Source organism: Planctomycetia bacterium, assembly GCA_015075745.1.
In the GTDB taxonomy this organism is placed as follows: Bacteria; Planctomycetota; Phycisphaerae; order UBA1845; family UTPLA1; genus UTPLA1.
In genome coordinates, this window is sequence record JABTTW010000002.1 from 622,878 (window position 1) to 645,010 (window position 22,133).

Annotated in this window: 25 protein-coding genes; all 25 read left to right on the forward strand. The window is 61.7% G+C overall.

The window, feature by feature from the left end:
- The first annotated feature begins 8 nt into the window (after window positions 1–8).
- On the forward strand, window positions 9–530 hold the full coding sequence (locus tag HS101_16100) for a hypothetical protein (GenBank protein ID MBE7507789.1): 522 nt from the start codon (window positions 9–11) through the stop codon (window positions 528–530).
- Window positions 530–2,023, forward strand: a complete 1,494-nt coding sequence (locus HS101_16105) for a hypothetical protein (GenBank protein MBE7507790.1) — start codon at window positions 530–532, stop codon at window positions 2,021–2,023. The genes HS101_16100 and HS101_16105 overlap by 1 nt, the downstream gene beginning before the upstream one ends.
- Entirely contained in the window at window positions 2,023–4,431 is a 2,409-nt protein-coding gene (locus HS101_16110) for a DUF935 family protein (protein MBE7507791.1), read from the forward strand. Before HS101_16105 ends, HS101_16110 begins: the two co-directional genes overlap by 1 nt.
- Window positions 4,428–5,669, forward strand: coding sequence for a hypothetical protein (locus HS101_16115; GenBank protein MBE7507792.1), 1,242 nt, complete (start codon window positions 4,428–4,430; stop codon window positions 5,667–5,669). The genes HS101_16110 and HS101_16115 overlap by 4 nt, the downstream gene beginning before the upstream one ends.
- Before the next feature lie 107 nt (window positions 5,670–5,776).
- Window positions 5,777–6,202, forward strand: a complete 426-nt coding sequence (locus HS101_16120; GenBank protein MBE7507793.1) for a hypothetical protein — start codon at window positions 5,777–5,779, stop codon at window positions 6,200–6,202.
- Between the two features lie 97 nt (window positions 6,203–6,299).
- Entirely contained in the window at window positions 6,300–7,220 is a 921-nt protein-coding gene (locus tag HS101_16125; protein ID MBE7507794.1) for a Mu-like prophage major head subunit gpT family protein, read from the forward strand.
- Between the two features lie 96 nt (window positions 7,221–7,316).
- The gene (locus tag HS101_16130) at window positions 7,317–7,559 is read left to right on the forward strand and encodes a hypothetical protein (GenBank protein ID MBE7507795.1); all 243 of its coding nucleotides are present in this window, start codon (window positions 7,317–7,319) and stop codon (window positions 7,557–7,559) included.
- A 41-nt stretch (window positions 7,560–7,600) separates the two neighbouring features.
- Window positions 7,601–8,062, forward strand: coding sequence for a hypothetical protein (locus HS101_16135; protein MBE7507796.1), 462 nt, complete (start codon window positions 7,601–7,603; stop codon window positions 8,060–8,062).
- A 12-nt stretch (window positions 8,063–8,074) separates the two neighbouring features.
- Window positions 8,075–8,545 (forward strand): DUF1320 family protein, encoded by a 471-nt coding sequence (locus tag HS101_16140; GenBank protein MBE7507797.1) that lies wholly within the window; start codon window positions 8,075–8,077, stop codon window positions 8,543–8,545.
- A 15-nt stretch (window positions 8,546–8,560) separates the two neighbouring features.
- The gene (locus tag HS101_16145) at window positions 8,561–9,190 is read left to right on the forward strand and encodes a hypothetical protein (protein ID MBE7507798.1); all 630 of its coding nucleotides are present in this window, start codon (window positions 8,561–8,563) and stop codon (window positions 9,188–9,190) included.
- A gap of 12 nt (window positions 9,191–9,202) precedes the next feature.
- Window positions 9,203–9,730 carry a hypothetical protein gene (locus tag HS101_16150; protein ID MBE7507799.1) on the forward strand — a complete coding sequence of 176 codons (528 nt, stop codon included), beginning with the start codon at window positions 9,203–9,205 and terminating at the stop codon, window positions 9,728–9,730.
- Entirely contained in the window at window positions 9,727–9,942 is a 216-nt protein-coding gene (locus HS101_16155; GenBank protein MBE7507800.1) for a hypothetical protein, read from the forward strand. Before HS101_16150 ends, HS101_16155 begins: the two co-directional genes overlap by 4 nt.
- Before the next feature lie 57 nt (window positions 9,943–9,999).
- Window positions 10,000–10,905: a hypothetical protein gene (locus HS101_16160; protein MBE7507801.1), complete on the forward strand. Its 906-nt coding sequence runs from the start codon at window positions 10,000–10,002 to the stop codon at window positions 10,903–10,905.
- Between the two features lie 42 nt (window positions 10,906–10,947).
- Complete coding sequence (locus tag HS101_16165; protein MBE7507802.1) at window positions 10,948–11,415, forward strand: hypothetical protein; 468 nt, start codon at window positions 10,948–10,950, stop codon at window positions 11,413–11,415.
- 130 nt (window positions 11,416–11,545) lie between these two features.
- Window positions 11,546–13,750: a hypothetical protein gene (locus tag HS101_16170; protein MBE7507803.1), complete on the forward strand. Its 2,205-nt coding sequence runs from the start codon at window positions 11,546–11,548 to the stop codon at window positions 13,748–13,750.
- Between the two features lie 34 nt (window positions 13,751–13,784).
- Window positions 13,785–14,189 carry a hypothetical protein gene (locus HS101_16175; protein ID MBE7507804.1) on the forward strand — a complete coding sequence of 135 codons (405 nt, stop codon included), beginning with the start codon at window positions 13,785–13,787 and terminating at the stop codon, window positions 14,187–14,189.
- A gap of 2 nt (window positions 14,190–14,191) precedes the next feature.
- Complete coding sequence (locus HS101_16180; GenBank protein MBE7507805.1) at window positions 14,192–15,748, forward strand: hypothetical protein; 1,557 nt, start codon at window positions 14,192–14,194, stop codon at window positions 15,746–15,748.
- Window positions 15,745–16,548 carry a hypothetical protein gene (locus HS101_16185; protein MBE7507806.1) on the forward strand — a complete coding sequence of 268 codons (804 nt, stop codon included), beginning with the start codon at window positions 15,745–15,747 and terminating at the stop codon, window positions 16,546–16,548. Before HS101_16180 ends, HS101_16185 begins: the two co-directional genes overlap by 4 nt.
- Window positions 16,539–17,360 carry a hypothetical protein gene (locus tag HS101_16190; protein MBE7507807.1) on the forward strand — a complete coding sequence of 274 codons (822 nt, stop codon included), beginning with the start codon at window positions 16,539–16,541 and terminating at the stop codon, window positions 17,358–17,360. The genes HS101_16185 and HS101_16190 overlap by 10 nt, the downstream gene beginning before the upstream one ends.
- Before the next feature lies 1 nt (window position 17,361).
- On the forward strand, window positions 17,362–17,826 hold the full coding sequence (locus HS101_16195) for a hypothetical protein (GenBank protein MBE7507808.1): 465 nt from the start codon (window positions 17,362–17,364) through the stop codon (window positions 17,824–17,826).
- Window positions 17,823–18,374, forward strand: coding sequence for a hypothetical protein (locus HS101_16200; GenBank protein ID MBE7507809.1), 552 nt, complete (start codon window positions 17,823–17,825; stop codon window positions 18,372–18,374). Before HS101_16195 ends, HS101_16200 begins: the two co-directional genes overlap by 4 nt.
- A gap of 7 nt (window positions 18,375–18,381) precedes the next feature.
- Window positions 18,382–19,218, forward strand: coding sequence for a hypothetical protein (locus HS101_16205; GenBank protein MBE7507810.1), 837 nt, complete (start codon window positions 18,382–18,384; stop codon window positions 19,216–19,218).
- Window positions 19,218–20,408, forward strand: coding sequence for a hypothetical protein (locus HS101_16210; protein MBE7507811.1), 1,191 nt, complete (start codon window positions 19,218–19,220; stop codon window positions 20,406–20,408). Before HS101_16205 ends, HS101_16210 begins: the two co-directional genes overlap by 1 nt.
- A 9-nt stretch (window positions 20,409–20,417) precedes the next feature.
- On the forward strand, window positions 20,418–20,942 hold the full coding sequence (locus HS101_16215) for a hypothetical protein (GenBank protein ID MBE7507812.1): 525 nt from the start codon (window positions 20,418–20,420) through the stop codon (window positions 20,940–20,942).
- Window positions 20,935–21,531, forward strand: a complete 597-nt coding sequence (locus tag HS101_16220; GenBank protein MBE7507813.1) for a hypothetical protein — start codon at window positions 20,935–20,937, stop codon at window positions 21,529–21,531. The genes HS101_16215 and HS101_16220 overlap by 8 nt, the downstream gene beginning before the upstream one ends.
- Window positions 21,532–22,133 lie beyond the last annotated feature (602 nt).

Below are 22,133 nucleotides of genomic sequence, written 5' to 3' on the forward strand. Positions count from 1 at the left end.
AAAGATGAATGGGCAAGCGAGGACGAAAACCTATCGCGGCGACGATCGACGATCTCGACGACACCCTGCGCGGCGAAGTCGACGAGGCCCTGCGCTCCGAAGCGCGGGAGTCTGCCTCGTCTGTCTTTCGACGGTTTGGTTTGGCGCAGCGCGGGCTGAGGCTCGACACTTTCATTCGCTACGCGCGCAAGCTGCGACAGTTGGTGTGGACCGACGAGCCGCCGCTGGACCGCGAGACGCCGTCGATGGAGGAAATCCGCAATCGGCTGCTGGTCGCGATCTACGAGACCGCGCAGTCTGGAGCGAAGCCCTACGAGCTCGCCTCGCTCTTTGCCCGCGTCCAGGATCACGACCGGATCGAGATTCAAAAGGCGGCGGACGAGCGGGCGGCGGACAAACACGACGCCTGGAAGAAGGAGTTCGAGAAGTCGGTTCGAAGCACGCTCGACGACGAATCGAATGCCGGCAAGACGACGTTCAGTCGCGCGGATGTCGCCGACATGGTGGACAAGATCATGAGGGGGACATAGTGGCCAAGTACGGCGACTATCTCACGCCCTATCAGAAGGCCTGGGTCAACGACCCAGCCCCGGTCAAGATCGCCGAGAAGAGCCGGCAGATCGGCTGGACCTGGGCGGAGGCCTTCGACTCGGTCAGCAAGCGCTTCCGGCGGACTCAGCCGCGCGACTTGAATTACTGGTACAGCGCTACCGACGAATCGGCCGGTGCCGAGTACATCGAGTACTGCGCCTGGTTCGCCAAGAAGCTGTTCTCCGCCGTGGCCGATCAGTTCACCGATCAGGTCGAAGCGCCGGAGACGCGCAAGGGATTTGTCACCGCCCACTGCATTCGATGTCCGAACGACACGCGCATCACCGCGATGAGCTCCAACCCCCGACGCTTTCGCGGGAAGAAGGGCGACGTGCGGGTTGATGAGGCGGCCTTCCACGACGACGCGGAGGGCATGCACGACGCGGCGAGCCCGGCGACCCAGTGGGGCGGCACCTACGCGACATGGTCCACTCACAACGGCGAAGGGGCACTGTTCAATCAGTTCATCAAGACGGCGCGCAAGATTTACGCGGCGCTGGGCATTGATCCTGATCACCCGATCGTCACGCCGTTTGACGTGCTGGAGGCCAAGGCGATCGAGCTCGGAGTCGGCCCGGTCTTTTCCTACCACCGCGTGACGATCATCGATGCGATCGATGCGGGGATTGTCGAGAAGATCAATGAAGCAACGGGCCAGTCGCTTACCCGCGAGAAGTTCCTGCAGCGGATCAAGCTGAAGGTTCGCTCGATCGACGCCCTGAACCAGGAGTACTACTGCATCGCCAGTGCCGACGCGACGGCATGGCTGCCGTACAAGCTGATCGAATCTTGCGAGAGCGATCAGGTTCCTCAGCCTGTCCTTATCGACCCGGACAACCGATCGATTCCGCCGATCCGCAACTATCAAGGCGGGCCGGTTTATCTCGGTGTCGACGTCGGCCGCATCAAGGACCTCTCGGTCATTCCCGTTTGCGAACTGGTTGGCGACGTCCTGTGGCCGCGAATGATTCTGTCACTGGAAAGAATCGACATCCCTGACCAGGTGTACCTGATCACGCGCGTGGTCAAAGTGAACAAACTGAAGCTCATTCGATGCTGCGTGGATTACACCGGCGTCGGCATTGGTGTCGGCGACGGGCTCAAGAAGCCAAACGCACTTGGTGAATACCGAGTGGAGAACATCGCCCAGACGAATGAGGCCAAAGAGTTTGAGGCGATCGGACTCCTGACCGCGATGCAGGACAAGCTGCTGAGGCTGCCTGCCAACAATCAACGGATGCGTGACAGCCTGCACAGTGTGCGCAAGGAATTCACCGCAACGGGCAAGCCCCGATTCGTCGCGCCGAGGACGGACGAGGGGCACGCCGACGACTTTTGGGGTTTTGCGCTTGCGGTGCATGCACATGGCAGCGAGCCGCCCATTAACTGGGCTGGTGCGGGAATCCTGCCCGTCAATTTTGAATGGATGTAATGGCAACGACGCGGACGAAAACTCGATCGAAGAAATCCACCAAGCCGCCTGAGGTCGGCCTCGTGGTGATGCCGCGCGTCAATCAGGACTTCGGCAACTTCTTCCAAATCGAATTGACGCCGGAACGGGCCAAGCGCGTCCTGCATGCCGCCGCCTACGGCGAGCCGTTTGAACAGCACGTTCTGTTCGATGAGATGCTGGAGACTGACACAGACCTGGACAACGCCTACCGCACTCGCCTGCTCGGCCTCACCGGCCTGGAGTGGGAGCTCGTTTCGGCGCTTCAGGTCGGACGGGCACCATCCAAGATCACGCCGGCCGACGAGCGGCTTGCTCAGGAAGTACTTGACTACTGCCTAGAGGTCGTCGATCAGATCGAGGGCCTAGACGCACTGCTGTGCCATACGGCTGACAGTATTGGCCGATCGGTCGCAGTCGGACAGTTCATCTGGGACACCGTCGAAGGTCAACGCCGGCCCGTTGCCGCCGAAGGTATCGCCGGCACGCAGCTGCGAATCGAAAGCTCCGATCCGACGCAGCTGCGAATCGTGACCGAGGACGACACCATTGGGATTCCCATCTCCATGTATCCGGCCGGACAGTTCCTGGTGCGGCAGCCGAGGTCCATCGGCGGCTCTTACTTCCGGGGCGGCCTGCTTCGTGGAGCAGTCGTCGGGCACATGGTCAAGCGCGTCGGTCGGAAGAGTTGGTGGTTCGGCATCGAGAAGTTTGGCCTGCCGGTGAGCATTGCCAAATACGATACGGCCGACGAGGCCACGAAGAACAACATCCTTTCCATGATTGCAAGTCTCGGTGTGGCGCGCGGCGGCCTGTTCCCCAAGGGCTGCGAATTCGAGTTTCTCGAATTTAATCAGCAAGGCCAGTGGCCGCATGAGCGCCTGCTGCAATACATCGACGCCGGTTTTTCAAAGCTCTTTCTTGGGCAGACGCTTACCACGCAGATCGGTGAAACCGGCGGAGCAATGGCGGCGGCGACGGTCCACAACGAAGTACGAGAGGATCTCCGTGATGACGACCGGGCCAGCGAGGCCCGCGATGTGCGCGAGCAACTGCTTCGGCCGCTCGTGCTCTATAAGTTCGGTGAGCGTGCCATCAGGTTCATTCCGCATTTCCGGCGCATTGTCGAAGAGCCGCAGGATGACGTGGCGGACATGGCCACGCTCAAGGGGGCCGTGAATGATCTTGGATTCCCGGTTCCGATGCGGCACGTCGTCGATCGGTTCGGCCTGCCTGTAGTCGAGGGGACTGACTTGGACGCGGCGCTGCCCGGTCGGACCGTTGCTCCGAGTCCGTTTGATCTGTCGGCGGAGCTTGCAACGGCAAGTACTCGTCGCCGGGAAATTCAGCTTCACGCTGCAGGATTATTGGATCGCATCACCAAGCGCGGCTCCGCCGTCGCTCGCATTATTCCGTGGGTGGTGACGGCTGTGCTGGCGTCTCAGGCTCACAGTGAGGAAGTACTCGATCGATTCTCAAAGGCGCTGGTTCCATTCGACAACGCAACGGTGATGTCAAGCGACATCGCGTTAGCGCTGGCCAACGCATTCGATGAACTACCGACCAATGATCTTCAGGAACTTGTGCGTCAATCGCTCCTGGCTGCCGAGCTCTTCGGGAGAGACCTGGCGATGCAGCAGGTGCAATCGCGGCGCAGCCGTCGCGGAAACTCGGCTGCCCTACACGCCGCGTCGATCGACTTCGAGAAGATTCCCTTCGTCGAGGCGATCGAATCATTCCGCGATCGTATCGGCCTTGATCCGCAGGTGTTCATTAAGCTCGACGCCGAGGCACGCAGCCGGGCATGGCGTGTGGCCGGCGTCTGGGATATGGACCTGCTCGCAGTTCTGCACACCAATCTGACGCAGTCCTTCGCCAACGGCGAGACGGTCCGCGACTTCCGGCTGCGTGTTCTTCCGCTCATGGGAGATCGCGAAGGTTGGACGGGCGAAGTCCCGTGGCACGCGGACGTGGTGTTCTTCCAGAACTTCAAAATGGCGACTTCGGCGGGGAGTTACCGGCAGTTCGTCGATCTCGGCGTTCAACACTTCCGCATCGTTGGCAATGGCAAGAGTTGCAAGATTTGTGAACCCGAGATCGGGCGCGTCTATCCGGTGAGCAAGCCCAGTCGCATGGACCCGTTCCATTTCGGCTGCGACTGCGACCACGAGCCTGTCTTCGAGGGCGAGGTTTCGGACAGTGAGGTGAGCGACCCGGATAAAGCGCCAAATGAGGCGCTGGCTGCGGAGCGTTCGCGCGAGAGTGGATTCCGATTCGACGTGCGGCAATACGCGGCCGTCGATCCGATTCCTTTGACAAAGTATCCAACCGAGTACCACGCCGCATTCCGGCGGCTGGCTGAGGCTCGCGGTCTGGAGGTGGCAGAGTGACGACTGTATTGCACCGTGCCGGCGCTTATGTTTGCCGTGTCGCCATCCCAGTAGATGCTCCCGAGCGAGTGCTCATCTTCCCGTGGGGCGATGTTGAATTCTGGGACCGCGACAAGACGTTCATCGTCGACGAGACGGCAGCCGCAACGACACTCAAGGCATTTGTCGATCGCGGCGTTGATTTGCCGTTTGACTACGAGCATCAATCGATGGGCGGGAAATTCGCCTCGCCGGATGGTAAGGCCATCGCCGCGGGGTGGATCAAGTCCTTGGAGGTTGTACCAAACGAGGGCATCTACGCCAACGTCGAATGGACGGAAGCGGCGGCCAAACACATCGGCAAAAAGGAGTACCGGTATCTGTCGCCGGTTTTTTATACACGGAAGGATGACTCGCGGCTGATCGAAGTCGTGTCGGTGGCCCTCACCAACACACCCGCACTGCGGCGCATCCCGGCAATCGTTAGTGAGGATTCTCGTATGGACGGCATGGACCGCATTTATGAGTGGCGCTACCGCCTGAACCTACCGGAGACGGCGACGCCCGAGGAGATTGTGATGGAACTTCAGAAGTTGGTGGATCAGTTCAAGGCCCTGCTCGGCAACAGCGCCCCGAGTGAGCCGGCGGCAATTGTCGCTTCGATCAAGTTGCGTCTGGATGAACTCGACGCGATCAAAGAGGCGCTTGCCAAGGAACTCGGCATTGCCAAGGACGGTAGGGCCGACGCGTTTGTCGCGGCCATCGCCAAGGCTAAGACCGATGCGGCCGAGGCGGCGAAGTCGACGGCTCCCGCACAGGCGGAGCTCTCCGTCCTCACCGATCGCGTCAAGAGGGCTGAGGAGCGAGCTCAGTCAGCAGAGGATCGGCTCACTGATCGTGATGCTGAGGAGCGGATCGCCAAGGCCCTGTCGGCGGGCAAACTGACCGAGGCCGATCTCAGTCACGCAGAGCACGGTCCCTATTTCAAATCGCTCGCGCGAGACGGCAAGGCGTGGGCGGCCTGCATTGATCGGCTGCCGAGCAAGGCACCTAAGGATGGCCCGGCCGTCAAAGCCGGTACGCGCCATGTCGCCAGTGCGACGGGCGGACGGGCGGCTGTCATCGCCAGTGCCAAGTCGGAGTTTGCCGACAACGCTGACAAGATTCCATGCAGCGTCCGTGAGTACGTCGACGAAGCGCTGCGTGAGTCGAACGAAGCGAAGCTCACGGAAGACGAAGCAAAGTCTCTGTCGGTCTGATACGGAAGTAAGTTGCGGTGCCGCACGGTCGGCATCGTCTGTGACAACGAAGCGTCGAAAACATGGCGGGGCCAGACAACCCCGCCAAGTGACACAAGGAGAATGACATGGCGGCACTTACCGCTAACACAGTCGTGAAGAGTAGGGGCGAGGGCGGCGTGATCGAGTTTTCGATGGCCGCCGCCGTCCGCGTCTATCGGAATGCAATCGTTGGCATCGCGGTCGCCAGTGGCCTGGCCCGTGGGGCGACGGCCAGCGCGACGCCGGACGTGCGGGCCGGGATCGCCCGCGAAGAAGTGGACAACTCGGCCGGCGCAGCCGGTGCGAAGACTGTCGAGGTCTATACCGAGGGCGAGTACCTGCTGACCGGATCGGGCTTCGCCCAGACCGATGTCGGCGTCGTGGTCTATGCGTCTGACGATCAGACGATCACGAAGACGTCCACCAACAACGTGCTGCTCGGACGGATCACGCGGTACGTCTCGGCGACCCAGGTGTGGGTCAAACTGCTTCCGTTCGCGGTGGCAAGCTAACAATAAGGCGATCAGCGGTCAGCCTTTCGCAGTCAGCGGCTGACACGCTTCAATGAATGACTGGCTGACGGCTGAAAGCTAAACGGAGACTTGAAACATGGCAGTAACAATTAACACCGGGGTGACCCTGAGAGGGCTCAACGGCGCGTTTCGTCCCGCCTTCATGGAGGCGGTGACGTTATGGAAGATGATCTGCTCTTACGTCAAGAGCACCGGCAAGGACGAATCGTACAAGTGGCTTGGCCAGCTGCCGATGCCGACCGAGTGGAAGGGCAAGCGCCGCACGCAGGCGCTGCGCGACTTCGGCATGACGCTGACCAACCTCCACTGGGAGGAGACCCTCCATATCGACCGCAACGAGTTCGCGGACGATCAGACGGGCCAACTGAATCTTCGTGTACAGGAGATGGCGCGGCGGTTCGCCATGCATCCCGACAAGATTCTGATCGACCTGATCATGGCAGCCGAGGCCGCTCTTTGCTATGACGGGCAGTTCTTCTTCGACACCGATCACGTCGAGGGAGAGAGCGGCGCTCAGTCGAACGACCTCACCTACGACGCCGCGGCACCGACTGCGCCGACCGAGGCGGAGTTCGAGGCCGCATTCTGGCAGGCGATTGAGGCGCTGGCCGGCTTCAAGGATGACCAGGGTGAGCCGTGGAACCTGTTCCAGTCCTTCGAGGACTTGTCGGGCATCCTCTGTGTCGTCCCGGTCCGCTTCATCAGAGTGGCGTCGCGGGTGCTTGGTGCTAACGCGGCGGCACTTCTGAACAACTCCACAAACATCCTCGCCGGCAAGGCCAAGCTCATGGTCAATCCGCGACTGACGTGGACGACGAAGTTTATGGTCGCCAAGGTCGATGACCCGATGCGGCCCTTCATCATGCAGGACCGCCAGTCCGTCGAGCATGAGATCAAGGATGACAAGGAGGACAAAGAGGTCAAGTACATGGCGGACGCCCGCTACAACGTCGGTTACGGCTTGTGGCAGAAGGCCGTCCTCACAACCTTCAACTGATTCGTGAACCGGGCGGGGGACGGTCCCCCGCCCGGCTCCCGTTTTGATAAATGCGCCGCGTGATTGGCGGCGACCATGATAGATGGAGACATGCATATGGCACTTGAAGTGACGAGTCGGTCCGGCAATGACTTCTGGCGTTGCGGAATCAAGTTCGGCGCGGAGCCGACGATCGTGGATGACGAGACGCTGTCCAAGCAGTTCGATAGTCCCGCCATCCGCAAGAAGAGCCCGACCGTTGGAGAAGTACTCGAGGCCGAGAAGGCCCTGATCTGTCGGGCCGCGAGGCCGACAGACGCCGGCGAAGCTCAGGCCATCGCCGGCAAGAAGCCTCGCTAGTCAGTAGAGAGACGCGGCCAGCGGGCTAAAGAGGGAGCGACATGATTCGTGGAAAGTTCGAGATCGTCGGCGGCCTGGGTGAAATCGTTGAGCAGAATATTCGAGCGATTGACCCCGGTGAAATCGGGTTCGAGCTGCTCGAAGTCAAGCTGCGGTTTGACGCGAACGGCGAAGCTCAGGCTCGCATCCCTTATGTCTCGGGGCAACCCTCGATGTGGGCCGTGAAGCTGGGTACCGGCGGAGATGCCCCGGCACTTCCGTTTAACATCGACGTGACCGGAAAATTCGGGCAACTCGTGGGCCTCCCGCTGCCGGGTAACATCGCTTCAGCGGCCGACGTGGCAGGAGACATTACGCCCGCCGCCATCACGTTGACCAACGTCGGAAATCGGCCATGCGGCGAGATCAATATCGCCGCCAGCAACAGCGGTGTCGCGAACGCCGGCAAGACGTTCACGGTCGCGCTGCAGCTGATGCTGCCGGTACGGACCTTGACGGCCTAGCTAGGAGAGTCTGTGAGCGTCTTTGCGTTACTCGATGACTTGAAGGAACGCCTGGGAATCCAGTCGAGTCCACCTGGTCTCTACAACCAGCTGACCGACCGGCTGACCTCCACCTACGCCGACGACGTTGTTGGGCAGGGGCTGGTCGATGAGGCCGAGGGCGAGGTCCGCGACTGGCTGGGTCGGCGGTATTCGCTGCCGTCCGTGACGCCGAGTGACGCCATTCTGGCACGCTCGCTCAAGACGCTCACGATTGACATTGCCGCCTATCGTGCGTTCGTCACTCATCCGGCAAAGCCCGAGGTCCGCAAGAGCCACGCCGAGAACTATCGTCGTGCACTCGAAAGGCTACAGGCCATTGCGGATGGCAAAGCCGATCTTCCCGGCGCTACCGTGTTGCCCGGACCTTCAACCTCGGGACCAACGTCGGCCGTGTTTGGCCACCAATCAATCCTCACCGAAGAAGGCATGCAGGGATTTTAGGAATGAATGGCTGGTGTGCGACTCCATCTAACGCCCAACCCTCGCGACCTTGCGAAGTTGCTCCGCGTCTTCGCGGCGATGCGCCGGGTCGGGGCTTCGCCTCGGCGGGCACTGGGACGCACGGCGCTCTTTCTGATTCGAGAAGCGCGGCGGCTGCTGCGCACACGGATCAGGGAGTGGGGGCCGCAGACCGGAAAGCTCGGCAAGAGTCTCACGATGCTGCTCGATTCCATGAGCGTCATCGTCGGATCGAATCTTCCTTATGCAGCGATCCAGCATTTTGGTGGAACGATCAAACCAAAGGGACATCCCTACCTGGCCATCCCGGCGCTGGCACATCTGCGGCGCAGCGGCGTTTGGCCGCGCGATCTCGACGCCGACTCCATGATGTTCATGCCCAATGCGAAGATTCGCATCGGCTCCCGCTCATGGACCGGTCCCGCGCTGGTGCGCGTCGAGGACGAGTTTCGCACGGGCAAGAATGGAAAGCAGCGGCGTGTTCGCAAGGCGGGCGAAGTGATGTTCGCCCTCATCAAGCGTGCGACAATTCGAGGGCGACCTTATCTGATCTTCGGACCATCTGGGCGGGAATTTCTCTATGGCGAGCTCCGGCGCGACTACATCCGCGCGCTACGGGCGGCTTGATGACGGTGACGCATGGCCAATGAGAACCCGCTGACCTCGCTGCGACTGATGATCGGTGAGTCGCTGACCACGTTTCAGCCGCTCGTCGACGCGGTCGGCGGCGCTCACAACATTCAGATTTGGGACCGGCCGCTGGATATTCGCGGCGATCTCTCAGATGCCGAGACGGGTTCGCGTCGATTGCAGATGGCCCCTGAAGGCGGGCGATGGGCGTTCAATGCTTCGAGCGGCGCGGTCGATTTCGAGCGGCGGTTCATGATCGAAATGTACTCCGACTCGACGACGGATGCCGCGCCGCCTGAGTACCTCGAATGGCTGGTCATCATTGCGATGGCCTTCCTGTGGGAGGGTCTTTATCCCGAGACGGGATCGCCGCTGGTTGTGCCGGAGCCGCTCATTATCGATTCAATCGGCGTCGTCGAGGCCAAGGAGGATCGTGATCCACTTGGCGCGGACACCGAAAAATGGACGGGGGTCTGTGACGTCGTCGTCATTGGCCGCGTGGAACGTCGGAAACTCAAGGAATGGGTGAACCCATGAGCAAGAAGGACAGGAACAAGGATCAGCCGGAAGTTGCGGCGGCCACTGAGGCGCCGGCGACGGAGGCAATCATCATGGTCAAGAAGATTCTGCCGCCGGATGGCGCGAACGCGATCATCGGGCGGTACGTCAAAGTCGGCGAGACGTTTCAGGTGAGCGCCGAACAGGCTGAGGAACTGCTGCGGCACGGAGAATTCGTAGCCGTCGAGTGATAGTCGAACAGGGATCGATGCCGGCTCGAAGTGCCGGACTTTTGCACGGAGGCAAACATGCCAGTCAATATGCTCAATGTTGTTCGCGTCGGAAAGGAAGCGACGCGCGGCACGGTGGCGGCCTCGCTTCCGCTGCATCTGCCGTTCCTCGGTGACGGCCTGAAGATCGGTCATCGTAACCACCTTGGCCAGATCAAAAGCTCGTCAACGTTTCCCGACGTGACCGAAGAGGTCCCATTGGGAATGACGCCGGCCGTCCGGCTGACGCCCGATGTCAACATCAACACGATCCGCGACATCATTCAGATGTCGATCGCCCGAGTGTCCAACGCGCTCAACGCATTCTCCTTCGCCGAGAACTGTGCCGGCATCGGCGCGCAAGCGGCGCTGGGTAGCGTCCTGCGAACAACGTCACTGGAGTTCAGCCGCAGCGACAATCCCGATGCCTCGGCGCTTCTGAACGGCACGATGGAATTCGCGGCGATGAAGCTCATTGATTCGTCCGCCACGGCCGGCACGCAGGCCATTGCGCGGCGGCTCAAGCTGGCCGCCAGCAGCTTCACGATCAATGCCGTGAGTGAATTGGAGATCCTCTCCTGGGCGTGGACGATCACGAACAATCTCTACATTGGCCCGCATGGGCCGGATCGCAGCATCCTTTACATCGAGGACGGCGACACCATGCACGAGTTCCGCGTGCGGGCTCGCATGGCGACAACCGCATGGCGAGCCATCGTCCGCAACGGGACAGAGTTTGCGGCATCCTTTGTCCTCGCGTCGGGAACGGCCACTGAAGACGTGACGCTGACCGTGGCAAAGAGCCAAGCTGAGACGCATGAGTTGTCGGGTGGCGAGGGTGTCATCGAGCAGGAAATGATCATCCGGCCATTCCGTGGAAGCGGGAGCGCCGCCGTAGGCGTGGCGTTCGGCGCTGGGATCGGCGCTTCGGCACTTTCACTCTAATAAAGCAAACAGCGGAATCGCAGAAAGCAAGAAGGGAAGAACATGAAGATCGACATAATCTCACCGCCGCCGCCCCTGACTTTCGGTGAGGGCGACAACAAGTTTCAGCTGCACCTGAAACGGTTCACAGGCGGTGACCGAGCAGCGGTCCTGGACGCGATGGTCGCGTTGGAGAATCCGGTTGCGCAAATCAATCACGCGATCGAGCGGATCATTGAGACATGGTCCGGCGTCTGCGATACCGGAGGCAACCCGATTCAGATGATCGTCAAGGATGATGCCGGCAACGAAACGAACCTTCTCGGGAAGTTCCTCGGCGCGTTGCCGGCTGAAATGCACCTTGCAGTACTTTCGGGCATCCTCGCCTTCATGGACATCCCTGACGGCATCGTCGACCGGATGGCAAAGGTCTTCAAATCTTCAAAGGATACGAAGACGGACCCTACCGCGCCGCCGGCCGCCGATACGCCCACGATTGCGTCCGGCGGCTCATCGAACTCCGAAACGTAGCACAGTGGGCGGACCTGCCGCCAGAGTGGGTGGCTGAGTTGCCGGCGACGGCTTACGCCGAACTCAATCGACGGATCAGGGAACGAGACCGCTGGGTGATTCAGGATCGGGAGGCAATGAAAGTTTAGGGATGAGTGCGTTAGGCGGACAACTGGGATTCGGACTTCGGATCAGCGCCGAGAATGACACGGCGAGAGGACTGGCGTCATCTCTCTCCGGCATCACCTCGTTTCTGCGCTCGGCCGCCAAGCCGGTCACGATTCCGATTCGCATCGCCCGCAGCGGGCTCGGCCTTCTCCGCGATGTCAACCTTGGTCTGGCCCCGGCGCTGCGGCTGGCGGCGCGCGGACTTAACGGAATTCTCGATCGCGGCGGCGAGCTTGAGGTTCGACAGAAAGCCTTTAGCTCGCTCACAGGAAAGAGCGCAGCCGGGGCGGGGCACCTGGCCAAGGAATTGCAGCGGGCTTCCAGCGGGATGCTTGGATTCGGCGATGCGATGGCACTAGGGAATCGTGCGCTGGCGTCGGGGATGTCATTCAGTCAGTTGGCAACGGCGATTGAGTTTATCGGCAAAAAGTCTGTTGCCACGGGCAAGGACGCCAGGCAGTCGCTCGACACGGTGATCACAGGCCTTGTACGGGGCAGCACACTCTTCTTAGATGACTTCGGCATCCTGGTCGATGGCCTTGACGGGGTGAAGCGGTCCTACGACGCCATCCATGGAAGCGGGGCCTTCGAGTCGCTTGGCCCCGCCGCGCAGAAGGCAGAGACGGTGCGTCAGGCGATCTCCGAGATGAACGCCCAGATGGGCAAGATCAACATTTCAGGCCGCGAGACGATCTTCATTACCGCACGGATCAGGAACCAACTGAGCGACGGCGTCGATCGGCTACTGCTGGCGGCCGCGAAGAGCGACAAGGTCAAGGAATCCCTGCGCGGCGTGCGCGACACGGTCGAGGGTATCACCAACCACCTGCAGGGCGGCGGCTCGCTCAGCGAGCTCATCTTCGGCAAGGGCCAGAGCGGTGGCATCTTCGGCATCATTAAGGGTGGGCTGTTGGATGCCGGAGAAGCGCTGGGGCGCGGTATCTTCGGGGGCCTGCTCAAGGGCATCGGGACGATCGGCGGTCTGCTCATCGCCGGCTTCAACAATCTCAAGGGGCAGGTCGGCGATCTATGGGAGGGCTTCAAGCAAAAGGCGGGAGAAGCGCTGGACCGATTCCCGGCCATCGCAAAGACGGCGTTCACCGAGGTCGTTGACACGCTCACCTACCTTCCCCAGGCGATGAAGGATGTCTTCGGTCCTTTCATCGGCGACTTGAAGAGCGCGATGCTGGAAGGTGCCGGATTTCTGAAGGACGTGTTTGTCGATTTTCGCGTCTGGCTGAAGGACAAGCTGCCGAGTGTGTTCGGCGATGCGGAAGCGGATGTTGTTCCCGCAGATCAGCCCACCTTGCTTAGGGCTGCAGCCAAGGGCATGGCCACGGCATGGAACGGATTCTGGAGGGGCATCGGCAGAGCCCTCGACTATATCACCGGGCAGAACAACGTCGGCCCCGGACCTGTTGCGCTAGCGCCACTCCCCAGCAATCCCCTGCTGGCGGCGGCGGTTGCGGCGCAGCTCTCAGCATTCGGACCTACGAGCGGTGGCGCGAGCGGATTCTTTGGGGGACTTCGGCAGAGTGGTGAAAAAATTCTGAGTGGCGGAATCTTCGGCGGCAAGAGCCGGGCCAAAGATGCCTACGATCGCTTCCGCGAGGAGTTCCCAGCGCAGGTGCCGACCGACCCTCGAGACACGTCGACCGTCATTCCGTCGCCTTATCGCTTGACCATGCATGCCAGGATGTCCGCCCTTCGGCGAGCCGGCGTGCTTGAGAGCCAACTGCGCAACATTCAAGGCGGGGGCGCATTCACGCGGCAGCAGGCGCTACGGGACACTGCGGTCGAGGTGGCGCGGCTTCGCGGAGAGGGCAACTTCATCAGTCCGCGCGATCGCCGGGAGATTTTCGAGCGGATGCTTCGGCAAAGGCAGGACGCCGCCGCAGGCCCCATCAACGATGAGCTTAGCGGGATTCGAGCTCGCATCCTTGCCTCCGACGCGCGACGTGAGATCAATCGCGAGCGCCTCGGTGCCGCGCGAGCCAGCTTTGAATATGGAGATCAGGATCGGCGGCGACAGGCGGAGGAACAACTTGCCGAGGCCGCCAAGTTCATGCGCGACTCCGTCGCGAGGAGCGAGGCGACCGTCGCCCTGGCGATGGGACAGATCGGACGGTTCATGGATATTATGGCCGGCGCTGAAAACGAGATGCAGAAGATCGCTGGGAATAAGTGATATCAACCGCCGCGAATGCGGCGTGATGCAATGAATGGCAAGGATTCTCACATTCCGAAACGAAACCCTCGGCGACGGTGGCGTCATGATCCTACCGGCGACGGCTCCGGCCACGCCGCCAGCGGTCTTGACTTCGCTCTTTTCCGACAACGCTCAGATCAGCAGCGAGAGTCGCAACCTGCTCCACGCACTGACCGTCTCGGTTTACATGGTCAAGTCCGACGAAATCGCCCTCGCCAAGCGGGCCATGCAGATTCAGATGCTTGTGGGATTGTCGGGCGCGATGCTCGTCAAGGTCGACGGCGTGAGCAAGGTGCGATGGAACGACTGCATCCTCGCCGACGCGCCGCAGGTCGAAGTGCCCGAGGGATTCGGCGGACGCTTCACGCCGGGCTGGCGGCTTACGTTCTGGGGTTCATTGCCGCCGGAGTTTCCATAGCGATGCCGACGTATCAACTTCGCATCGACGGTTCGCTCGTGCCGCTTGGATCAGCGCTGCTGCCGTGTACGCTCGTGCGCTATGAGCTTTCGTATGACGGACCGGCAGAGTTGGTCGTGCGGTTCATCATTGACTGGCGCAGTCCGCCCTTCTCAACCGACGCACAGGTGGAGCTTGTGGTCGACGGCGTGCGGCGGTTCCTCGGGCTGTTCGATCCGGCGAGGCCCTACGTCGCGGCCGACAATGAAAGATACGTTGAGTACACGGCGGTCGATCTGTCTGAATGGGCAGGCCGGCTGATCCCATACTCACAGTTCGGCAAGCCGTCCTTCACGCTCTCGCCAGGACCCTTGGAGTCGGTTCTAAATCAATACCTCTCGGCACCCGAGGTGGTTGCCAAGCTTGAAGAGGTGGGGATCGCCACGGACTTCGCCTTTGTCGGCGGCGCGGCGGAGATTGAATGCTTCCCGGTTTCGCTGGAGACAGCCTCACTCGACGCGGCACTGCGGCAGATCGCGGCGGCCGCGGCCGGCGGCGTCGGCGTCTTTCTGGACTGCTCGCAGAGCCCCCCGATGTACACCTTCGTCGCGCTTTACGGCGCGCCGGTCTATGACCTGGTGGTTGACAGCACTCTTCTCGAAAAACTCGACATCCTCCAATCGATCGAGGGTCGGGCCGGCGCGGTGCAGACGCTGGCCGGCCAGACGACGGGCACGGCGGATGTCACGTCTTACCAGCGAATCGAAATGGTGCCGGCGTGGGACCGGACGCCGCGTACTTCCATTTTTGGCACCGTCATTTACCCGGAGAACGAATGGGTCATTGGCGATGCGTCTGCGGTGATTCGCACGGGAGAGGAACCCGAGATTACCGTCACGCCCGGCCCCCGCGCCGAGGTCTATCGTCGATGGTCATTCGCGGCGGCCGATCCGTCTCCAGCGCCCGGTGGGAGGATGATTGCGGAGATCCTCATCAATCGAGACGGCGACCTTGCCAACGGCGTGTGGAAACGGGTGGAAGTGCAATCGATCGACTTTGAGAACTCGACGGTCCTGCTCAAGGAACCGGCACTTGCCAACCCCGCCATTGGATTCGGCCGTTACAACGTGAATGAGCCTGGCCGGGCTAAAGGGGCAAGGGTCCATCTTGCTTGGTCGTCATCCGGTGTGGGTAGTGCGCAGATCAACATCCCTTCCGTTCGCTTCCCGGCACAGGGTTATGCGGGTCGTGTCGTCACGATGGCACCCAAGCGAGGTCGGACCGTGCGGCACATCGCCATTCCCCCTGGCGTCAACCGCGAGGCCTATGCCCGCTTTGCCCACGCGGCGATCAGCGAGCCGCTGGTTCGCGGAGAAGTGCCGATCGTGGGGCCACTGCCGGCCGCCCTGTGGGCGATGTCGCGACGGGTGAGTATCCGCTCGGCCCAACACGGGCCGACCGGTCACGAACGCATCGAGGCCCCGGTGAAGGGCGTTCGAGTCGAGTTCGAACGCGGAGGCTCGGCCCGCGTGCAACTGTCTCGAGACACTGCCTCGCTGGTGGAAGGAGGCTCGGCATGAGTCTCATCCGCCGGATCGTAACCAACTTCGACCTCGCCTTTAAGAGCACGCGAAAGCTCCGCAAGGACCTGAATGATCTGCAGCTTGAAGTGAGCGGCCTGCGAAGTCAGATCAGCGAGTTGCAGGGCGGCAGTGCGCACAGCCCTGGGCTCAACCTGGACTCTCCGCTGATCTTTCTAAAGATCACAGAGATTGCCGAGGTCGGCGCGGCGGGCCGGAGACTTAACATCGTGCCGTGGAATTCCCTGCCGTATCCTCCCGAGAATCCCGGTGACCCAGCGGGCCCCGCGATGGCTTACGAGGAGTTTGGCGAGCACAGCGCGTTTGTAGTCGACAAGGACGACACGCAGCTCTACCTCATCGAGACGGACGCAACCATGCCGCTCGTCTTCGTCGGCGCGCGCGTGCTCTGCGTGAACACGCGGCTTTTGTCTCAGGGCGACGAACCCGCCAAGGCCCTCTACCGACCGATCGCCGGTGAGGTCTTCGGCTTCTACGTGCAACTGGGAGACCCCGACGGCAATGACCGCTACCCCTGGAAACAGGTGTGGCCGATCTCTCACCAGGTCGAGGGGCACCCCGACCACTACACCGACGAGACTGAGCCGTTGGGCGTGGGCATGGGAATGCTGGGCTTGGCCCAGCCGTTTGAGCGCATCGCTCATGACACTCAGATCACCGTGCGGCATCGCAATTACGCCAACAGGAAGGTTTTCCTGTTCCAGAAGGCCCCGCCGCTCAGTGGCGGATTCTTTGAGTTCAACGGCTACGAAGAGCCGGAATACGTGGTGTGCAGCTGATGGCAGTTTACGCGTCGGGAAAGCAGAACGGGAAAGCAGAGAGAACCGGCGGACGCGCTACGCGCCGAACCGGCTGCGGCTGCCTGCTCGGCGACCTGGCGTGGGACAACTTCACGGTGCATCTCGTGAACTGGGAAGACTGTACGCCGAACGGCCCGTGCTCGGTATCGGGGGGCGGCAATCCGTTTGTCGAGGTCCAGCGCAATCTCTTGTGGACGCCGCCGCCGGGCAACTATGTGCTGCCCTACATCGGCCCGTTATCAGGACCAGGTCTGCCGGGTTGCCTCTTCGGATTGTTCAATCAGTCCGGTGAGGACTGCGGCAAGGCCATCGAATCGCCGACCTGTGATGCGCAGAGCGCGTGTCTCGATTCCATCTGCGAGTATGGCGCTGACATGATCGTTCTTGAGGTGAGATTCCAGGACAACGCCAACCCGAGCTTTCGTCGGTACGACTTCAGTCTGGGGATCGCGCTTCCCATCTATGGCACCGGTCCGATTTATCAATCGGAGGTGGGATTCCCACTGCTCAATAGCCGTATGATTGCTGGGTGCAACTTCAATCCAACCTGTGGGTGCTTCTATACGATTCCATCGCCGGCATACGTCAGCCAGTTCTCGCTCTTCAGGAACGACCTAATTGCTCAGCAGGAGGTGTTCCGCGGAAGTCTCTCCGCGACCCCATTCTGCCCGAGCGAAGGCGTGCTGAACGTCAACTGGCCCAGCAGCTCACTGAAGGTTCAACGGCGCAGCGCCTACCCGTACTCTCAGCCTCCGACCGACAACAACATCATCATCACGCAAGGACCCTGAATTGACGACGCAGGCGATCGACATCCTGACTCGCGACCGCGTCTGCATGGCGTGTGAATGCTCTGACTTCGTCGGGGATGGCGAGTATCTCACCTGCGAGCACGTGACCGATGACCACGGTCAGCCGCTCACATGCCGCCTCAAGGGAATGCTTGCCGATCCGACTGCGACGTGCCCGCATCCCGACCCGGCTCAATCGCGGCGATGGAACGAAGCGACGGTGAATCAGGGCAAGGGCTGTGGTGGCAGGTCTCCCGCCCGCGCGGCGAGTACTTCGCCGGCGAGCGTGTTGACGCTGCGAGTTCGCGCGTGCCTGGGGCACGGCGCGGACCAACCGCGATGTGAGCACGCCGGCGACGGCTGGTCTTGCGGATTGATAGGTCGATCGATCGCCGCTGACCTGAAGAATCCCGCGTTCGCTTGTCCGGGCGGGCGCTTCGCCGCGCAGGAGGATGCCGCGTCATGACGCTCATCCCCGATTTTCTGGTGACCAATCGCACACCGACCTTGCGGCTGCTGCGCTCGCACGATGTGGAGCCCGATGCGGGAGTGGTGATTCTGTGGAACGGGACGCGCGCCCCGAACGGTGATGGCGTTGGCGGCGGCGACGGCTTGATCGACTACGTGAACCCACTGGCCGGTCCGATTCAGATGTGGCGAGGCGGTCACCATCATTGGCTCGGCGGCGCCTTTCCCGGTGACGAGTTTCCGTTCTTCGGAGCCGGCTCGAATTTTGAGCTTGGCTTTTGTCACGGGCCTTTCTGCGCGGGGCCATTCGGCATCGGCACCGACTACATGACGTGGAAGTTTCCGTTTCCGCTGCGCGACGGCGACTATCGGTTCATGATGCTGCTCGTTGATGCGCTGGGCAATCGACGATCAGAGTTCGGATCGCTGCTCGCCTTTCGCGTGGAGGCCCCGCCGCGCCCGCCGAGCGGTCTGTCGGTCGTCGAGGCGTCGGGTTTTCTGCAGGCAACTTTTGATCCGTCTCCGGAGTTTGCGGCGGCGGCGTGAGGATCATATGGCTGAGCAACTATTCAGCGAACAGTACTTTCAGGATGGCGGATCGTTCGACGAGCTCACGTTCTTCAGCAACACGCCTAGGCCTGAGCTCGCCGGCCTATTGATTCCTCCGGCGACGGCGTCTGGGCCGAACAATCATCGCCAGCACTTCCTAAATATGCTTGAGTTTCTATCTCGGCGATGGTCCTCGACGTTCAAAGGCTACGTTTACAAAGCGGACACGGACGGCGACCTGGAATTCTCGGTGCCGTCGTTCACGAAGGATCACCGGGGACTCACCTACAGCTATGCCGGCGGCACCGGCATCGGCGGACTGGTTGCGGGCGCGACGCGATACATCTGGGCGAACCTTCTACCCGACAAGACCGTGACGATCGAAGTCGGGGCAGTGCTGCCGGCCACGACGCACGCAATCATCCTTGCGGCAATCGCCGCGCCGGCGACCGGTCCCTGGCGTCCCAATCACATTACGCGCATGACCGATCGACACGGCGCTTCTTCGAGTGCCGGCCAGGTGTTCACCGTCGAGACGCCGTTCACCTATCAAGACGTCGGAACCATCAGCCTCGGCAAGGTGCGCGCGGGCGGCCGCATTCACCGGATCACAACGGTGGTGGAGACGCCCTTTGACGGGGTGACGCCGACCGTCAAGTACGGTGACGCCGGCGACGATGATCGGCTGGTCGCGACCGGCTTTGTCAACCTCACCGTCGTCGAGAAGTACATCGCACAGCCGTTCCACCTGTACGCCGCCGAGACCGAGGTCATCGCCACCCTGGCGATCGGTGGATCTCCGTCACAGGGCGCTGCAACCGTCATCATGGAGCATTCATAATGAACCGAATCACGCGACAACTTACAGCGATCATCGTCGTCACCCTCAGCGCCTCGGCCGCGATCGCCGACGTGATGAATCTCACCGGCACAACCGCCACCACCTTCAAGATCGACGCAGGCTCCGCGACGCCGGTGACGCTCACGAATGACGGAGCTGGTCGCCTGCAACTGTCTGGCGGACTGCGCGTGCCATCCGGGACGATCGACCTGTCCGGTGCCACGGTGAGCGGCGGCTCGATCAACAGCGCGCCGCTCGGCGCGACCACGCCGGCGTCTGGCACCTTCACCGCGCTGACCGCAAACAACGGTCTTACCGTCACCGGCGGCAGCGTGAGCCTGTCGGGTATCACGGTAAGCAATGCCGGCATCGTCACCACCATCGACATCAACGGCGGCACGATCGACGCCACTTCGATCGGTGGCACGACGCCAGGCAGCGGAGCGTTCACAACGCTATCTGCGTCCAGTCAGTTTACGAGCTCGCTTGCGACGGGTACGGCTCCAATGTCGATTGCATCGACGACGAAGGTCGCGAACCTCAACGCCGACGCGGTCGATGGTGTCAGCGTCACCGCCGGCAGCGCGGGCGCTGTTACCTACCAGTCTGACGCGAACACGATCGCGGCCACGTCGGTTGGAACGTCTGGCCAACTCCTCGTGAGCGGCGGGAGCGGCGAGCCGACATGGACCGGGCTGGCCAGTGGCAAGATTTTCGTCGGCGGCATTGGTGGAACGCCCGCCGCAGTCGATGTGAGCGGCGACGCCACGCTTGCCTTCTCCGGCGCGTTGACGATCGCGAGCAGCGCCGTCACCGCGGCCAAGCTGGCCGACGCCGTCGTCGATGAAATCGCGGGATTTTCAGTCAGCGCGGGCGCAGAGGCATCGGATGTCATCCGCGTGACGGTGCAGATGAAGGACGCGCAGGGTAACAACCTTGCTCGTGCCGGCATGGTGTCGTGGGTGCTTTCGAGTTCGGTGGACTCAGCAGCCGTCACAATTCTTACGCCGACGATCGCCCTGGTGGATGGCACCCTGTGGCAGCAGATTACCGCGAACAAGAAGTACGTTCACTTCACCGACTCGACGGGCAAGCTCACGATCGACGTGACGCTATCTGGCGATTCGACACTGCAATTTGTCACAGCGGTCGCCGGCAAGATCACGTCCCAGGCCCTGGACTTCGACTAGGAGGAACCTGTGCCCGCATTGCTCCTGCAGAAGACGATTCCCGCCGAGCTCCTGGTACCCTGGGGCGGCTCGCCCTTGCCGGCGATTGAGCAGCCCGTCAACTCGCCCCAGCTGATGGAGATGAGTCTCGACGATACGGAGCCACAGTCGGTCCTGATTCGCTGCGGCCGAATCTTCGATGAACTGGTCTCGACGGCCGACCTGGTCATCGCCTGGTGGATGCACACCGGCTACACCAACGGGCCCTTTCAGTTCACGACACGCTGTGACTCCCGACGCATGGGCGACGATGCTGCGACCAACTCATGGGGCACAACCGTCAACGGGCAGTTGCTGGCATTCCCCGCGTCAGCGTCCGAGCTTGCCTTTGGTGAGATCGTGATCCCGGCCGGAGTAACGCGAGACAACATTCAGTATGGTGATGACCTCGACATTCAGCTCACGCTCCTGCCCGACGCTGCTCGCAGCGGCGTTTCACAGAAGCTCTATCTGAAATGGGTCGAGGTACGACTGGAGATCCCTGACGTTGCCTGATGCAGTGCTCAATTGGAAGCGGTTCGGCGGCTACGTCGTGTGGCTGCGTGCTGTTGCGCCGCCACAGATATCGACTGATGCGCCGATCGCCAGGTTGACGGCGGCCGAGATTCAATGGAACGAGTTCCTCGACCTGCTCGTCTTGGCCCCGGACACGCAGCATCACCTGATGGTGATGGCGTTCAATCGGTCCGGCTATTCAGAGCCGGTCCGCATTGCCTTCAAGACGGATGGGGCCGGATCGCCGTCGCTGATACCGTCCCCGGTGCACACGTTGCGTGTGACGCCGTTGGTTGGCGGTGAGGCTGACATCAAGTGGGAATACGACGAGCTCGTCGGCGAGGCGATCGCCGACAGCTTCGGCGTAGAACTGACTGCCCTCAGCGGGGGCGGCGAAATCATCGTGCCCGACGTTCCCTACGCTGGGCGTGTTGGCCAGGTGAGGATCGCTGGCGAAGACGGCGTCTATCGGTGCAAGGTGTTCAGCAAGCGAGCCGGGCTCTATGAGCCGGCGGTGCAAAGCGTTGATTTTGTGCTGGATGGGCTCGGCCCGGTCGGCCAGATATACGGCCCCGAGGCCGTGTCATAGAGCGGGCCTCGACGCGGCCGCGAGGCCCGTTCGAGGCGACATCGAAGGTGGACGCAAAAAGGCTGGCCCAGCGGGCCGGCCCTTTCCGCGCGCTCGAAATCCGTCCAGTTTTCCGGGCGCGCCGTCCAGTTTTCGCGGGCGCGCACCACCAACCCACGACCGCCACAAGCGTTGGCACAATCCCCGAAGCCCTTGTGTCACCTTATGTCACCTTCGATTTTGCAGGATTTACGCAAACGTCGCCGCCCCCGATCCGAGCCGCGCGCGTCAGCAAGCGGTACCAGAAAATCCGGACCCCCAATCGCAATCAACACCAACCGCCGGCCCAATCAGTACCGCCGCCTCTACATTTTCCTGGACCCTCTCGAATGCCCCCGCGCATCGCCGCCGCTCAAAATTTCGACGTTTCGACGTTTCGACTTTTCGACGTTTCCGCCCAAAAACCACCCAAATCGCGAACCACCCCAACCCACGACCGCCACAAGCGTTGGCACAATCCCCGAAGCCCTTGTGTCACCTTATGTCACCTTGCGTTTTGCCCGTCCCACGACGCCGATCCTGCCTTCAGACCGCATGGCGACTCGACGACGTTCCCCTTATAT

Bases quoted from the DNA above. Each gene is read 5' to 3' on its own strand.
- HS101_16100 (MBE7507789.1), top strand. From the start codon at position 9: ATGGGCAAGCGAGGACGAAAACCTATCGCGGCGACGATCGACGATCTC.
- HS101_16110 (MBE7507791.1), top strand. From the start codon at position 2,023: ATGGCAACGACGCGGACGAAAACTCGATCGAAGAAATCCACCAAGCCG.
- HS101_16120 (MBE7507793.1), top strand. From the start codon at position 5,777: ATGGCGGCACTTACCGCTAACACAGTCGTGAAGAGTAGGGGCGAGGGC.
- HS101_16125 (MBE7507794.1), top strand. From the start codon at position 6,300: ATGGCAGTAACAATTAACACCGGGGTGACCCTGAGAGGGCTCAACGGC.
- HS101_16130 (MBE7507795.1), top strand. From the start codon at position 7,317: ATGGCACTTGAAGTGACGAGTCGGTCCGGCAATGACTTCTGGCGTTGC.
- HS101_16135 (MBE7507796.1), top strand. From the start codon at position 7,601: ATGATTCGTGGAAAGTTCGAGATCGTCGGCGGCCTGGGTGAAATCGTT.
- HS101_16150 (MBE7507799.1), top strand. From the start codon at position 9,203: ATGGCCAATGAGAACCCGCTGACCTCGCTGCGACTGATGATCGGTGAG.
- HS101_16155 (MBE7507800.1), top strand. From the start codon at position 9,727: ATGAGCAAGAAGGACAGGAACAAGGATCAGCCGGAAGTTGCGGCGGCC.
- HS101_16160 (MBE7507801.1), top strand. From the start codon at position 10,000: ATGCCAGTCAATATGCTCAATGTTGTTCGCGTCGGAAAGGAAGCGACG.
- HS101_16165 (MBE7507802.1), top strand. From the start codon at position 10,948: ATGAAGATCGACATAATCTCACCGCCGCCGCCCCTGACTTTCGGTGAG.
- HS101_16170 (MBE7507803.1), top strand. From the start codon at position 11,546: ATGAGTGCGTTAGGCGGACAACTGGGATTCGGACTTCGGATCAGCGCC.
- HS101_16175 (MBE7507804.1), top strand. From the start codon at position 13,785: ATGGCAAGGATTCTCACATTCCGAAACGAAACCCTCGGCGACGGTGGC.
- HS101_16180 (MBE7507805.1), top strand. From the start codon at position 14,192: ATGCCGACGTATCAACTTCGCATCGACGGTTCGCTCGTGCCGCTTGGA.
- HS101_16185 (MBE7507806.1), top strand. From the start codon at position 15,745: ATGAGTCTCATCCGCCGGATCGTAACCAACTTCGACCTCGCCTTTAAG.
- HS101_16200 (MBE7507809.1), top strand. From the start codon at position 17,823: ATGACGCTCATCCCCGATTTTCTGGTGACCAATCGCACACCGACCTTG.
- HS101_16205 (MBE7507810.1), top strand. From the start codon at position 18,382: ATGGCTGAGCAACTATTCAGCGAACAGTACTTTCAGGATGGCGGATCG.
- HS101_16210 (MBE7507811.1), top strand. From the start codon at position 19,218: ATGAACCGAATCACGCGACAACTTACAGCGATCATCGTCGTCACCCTC.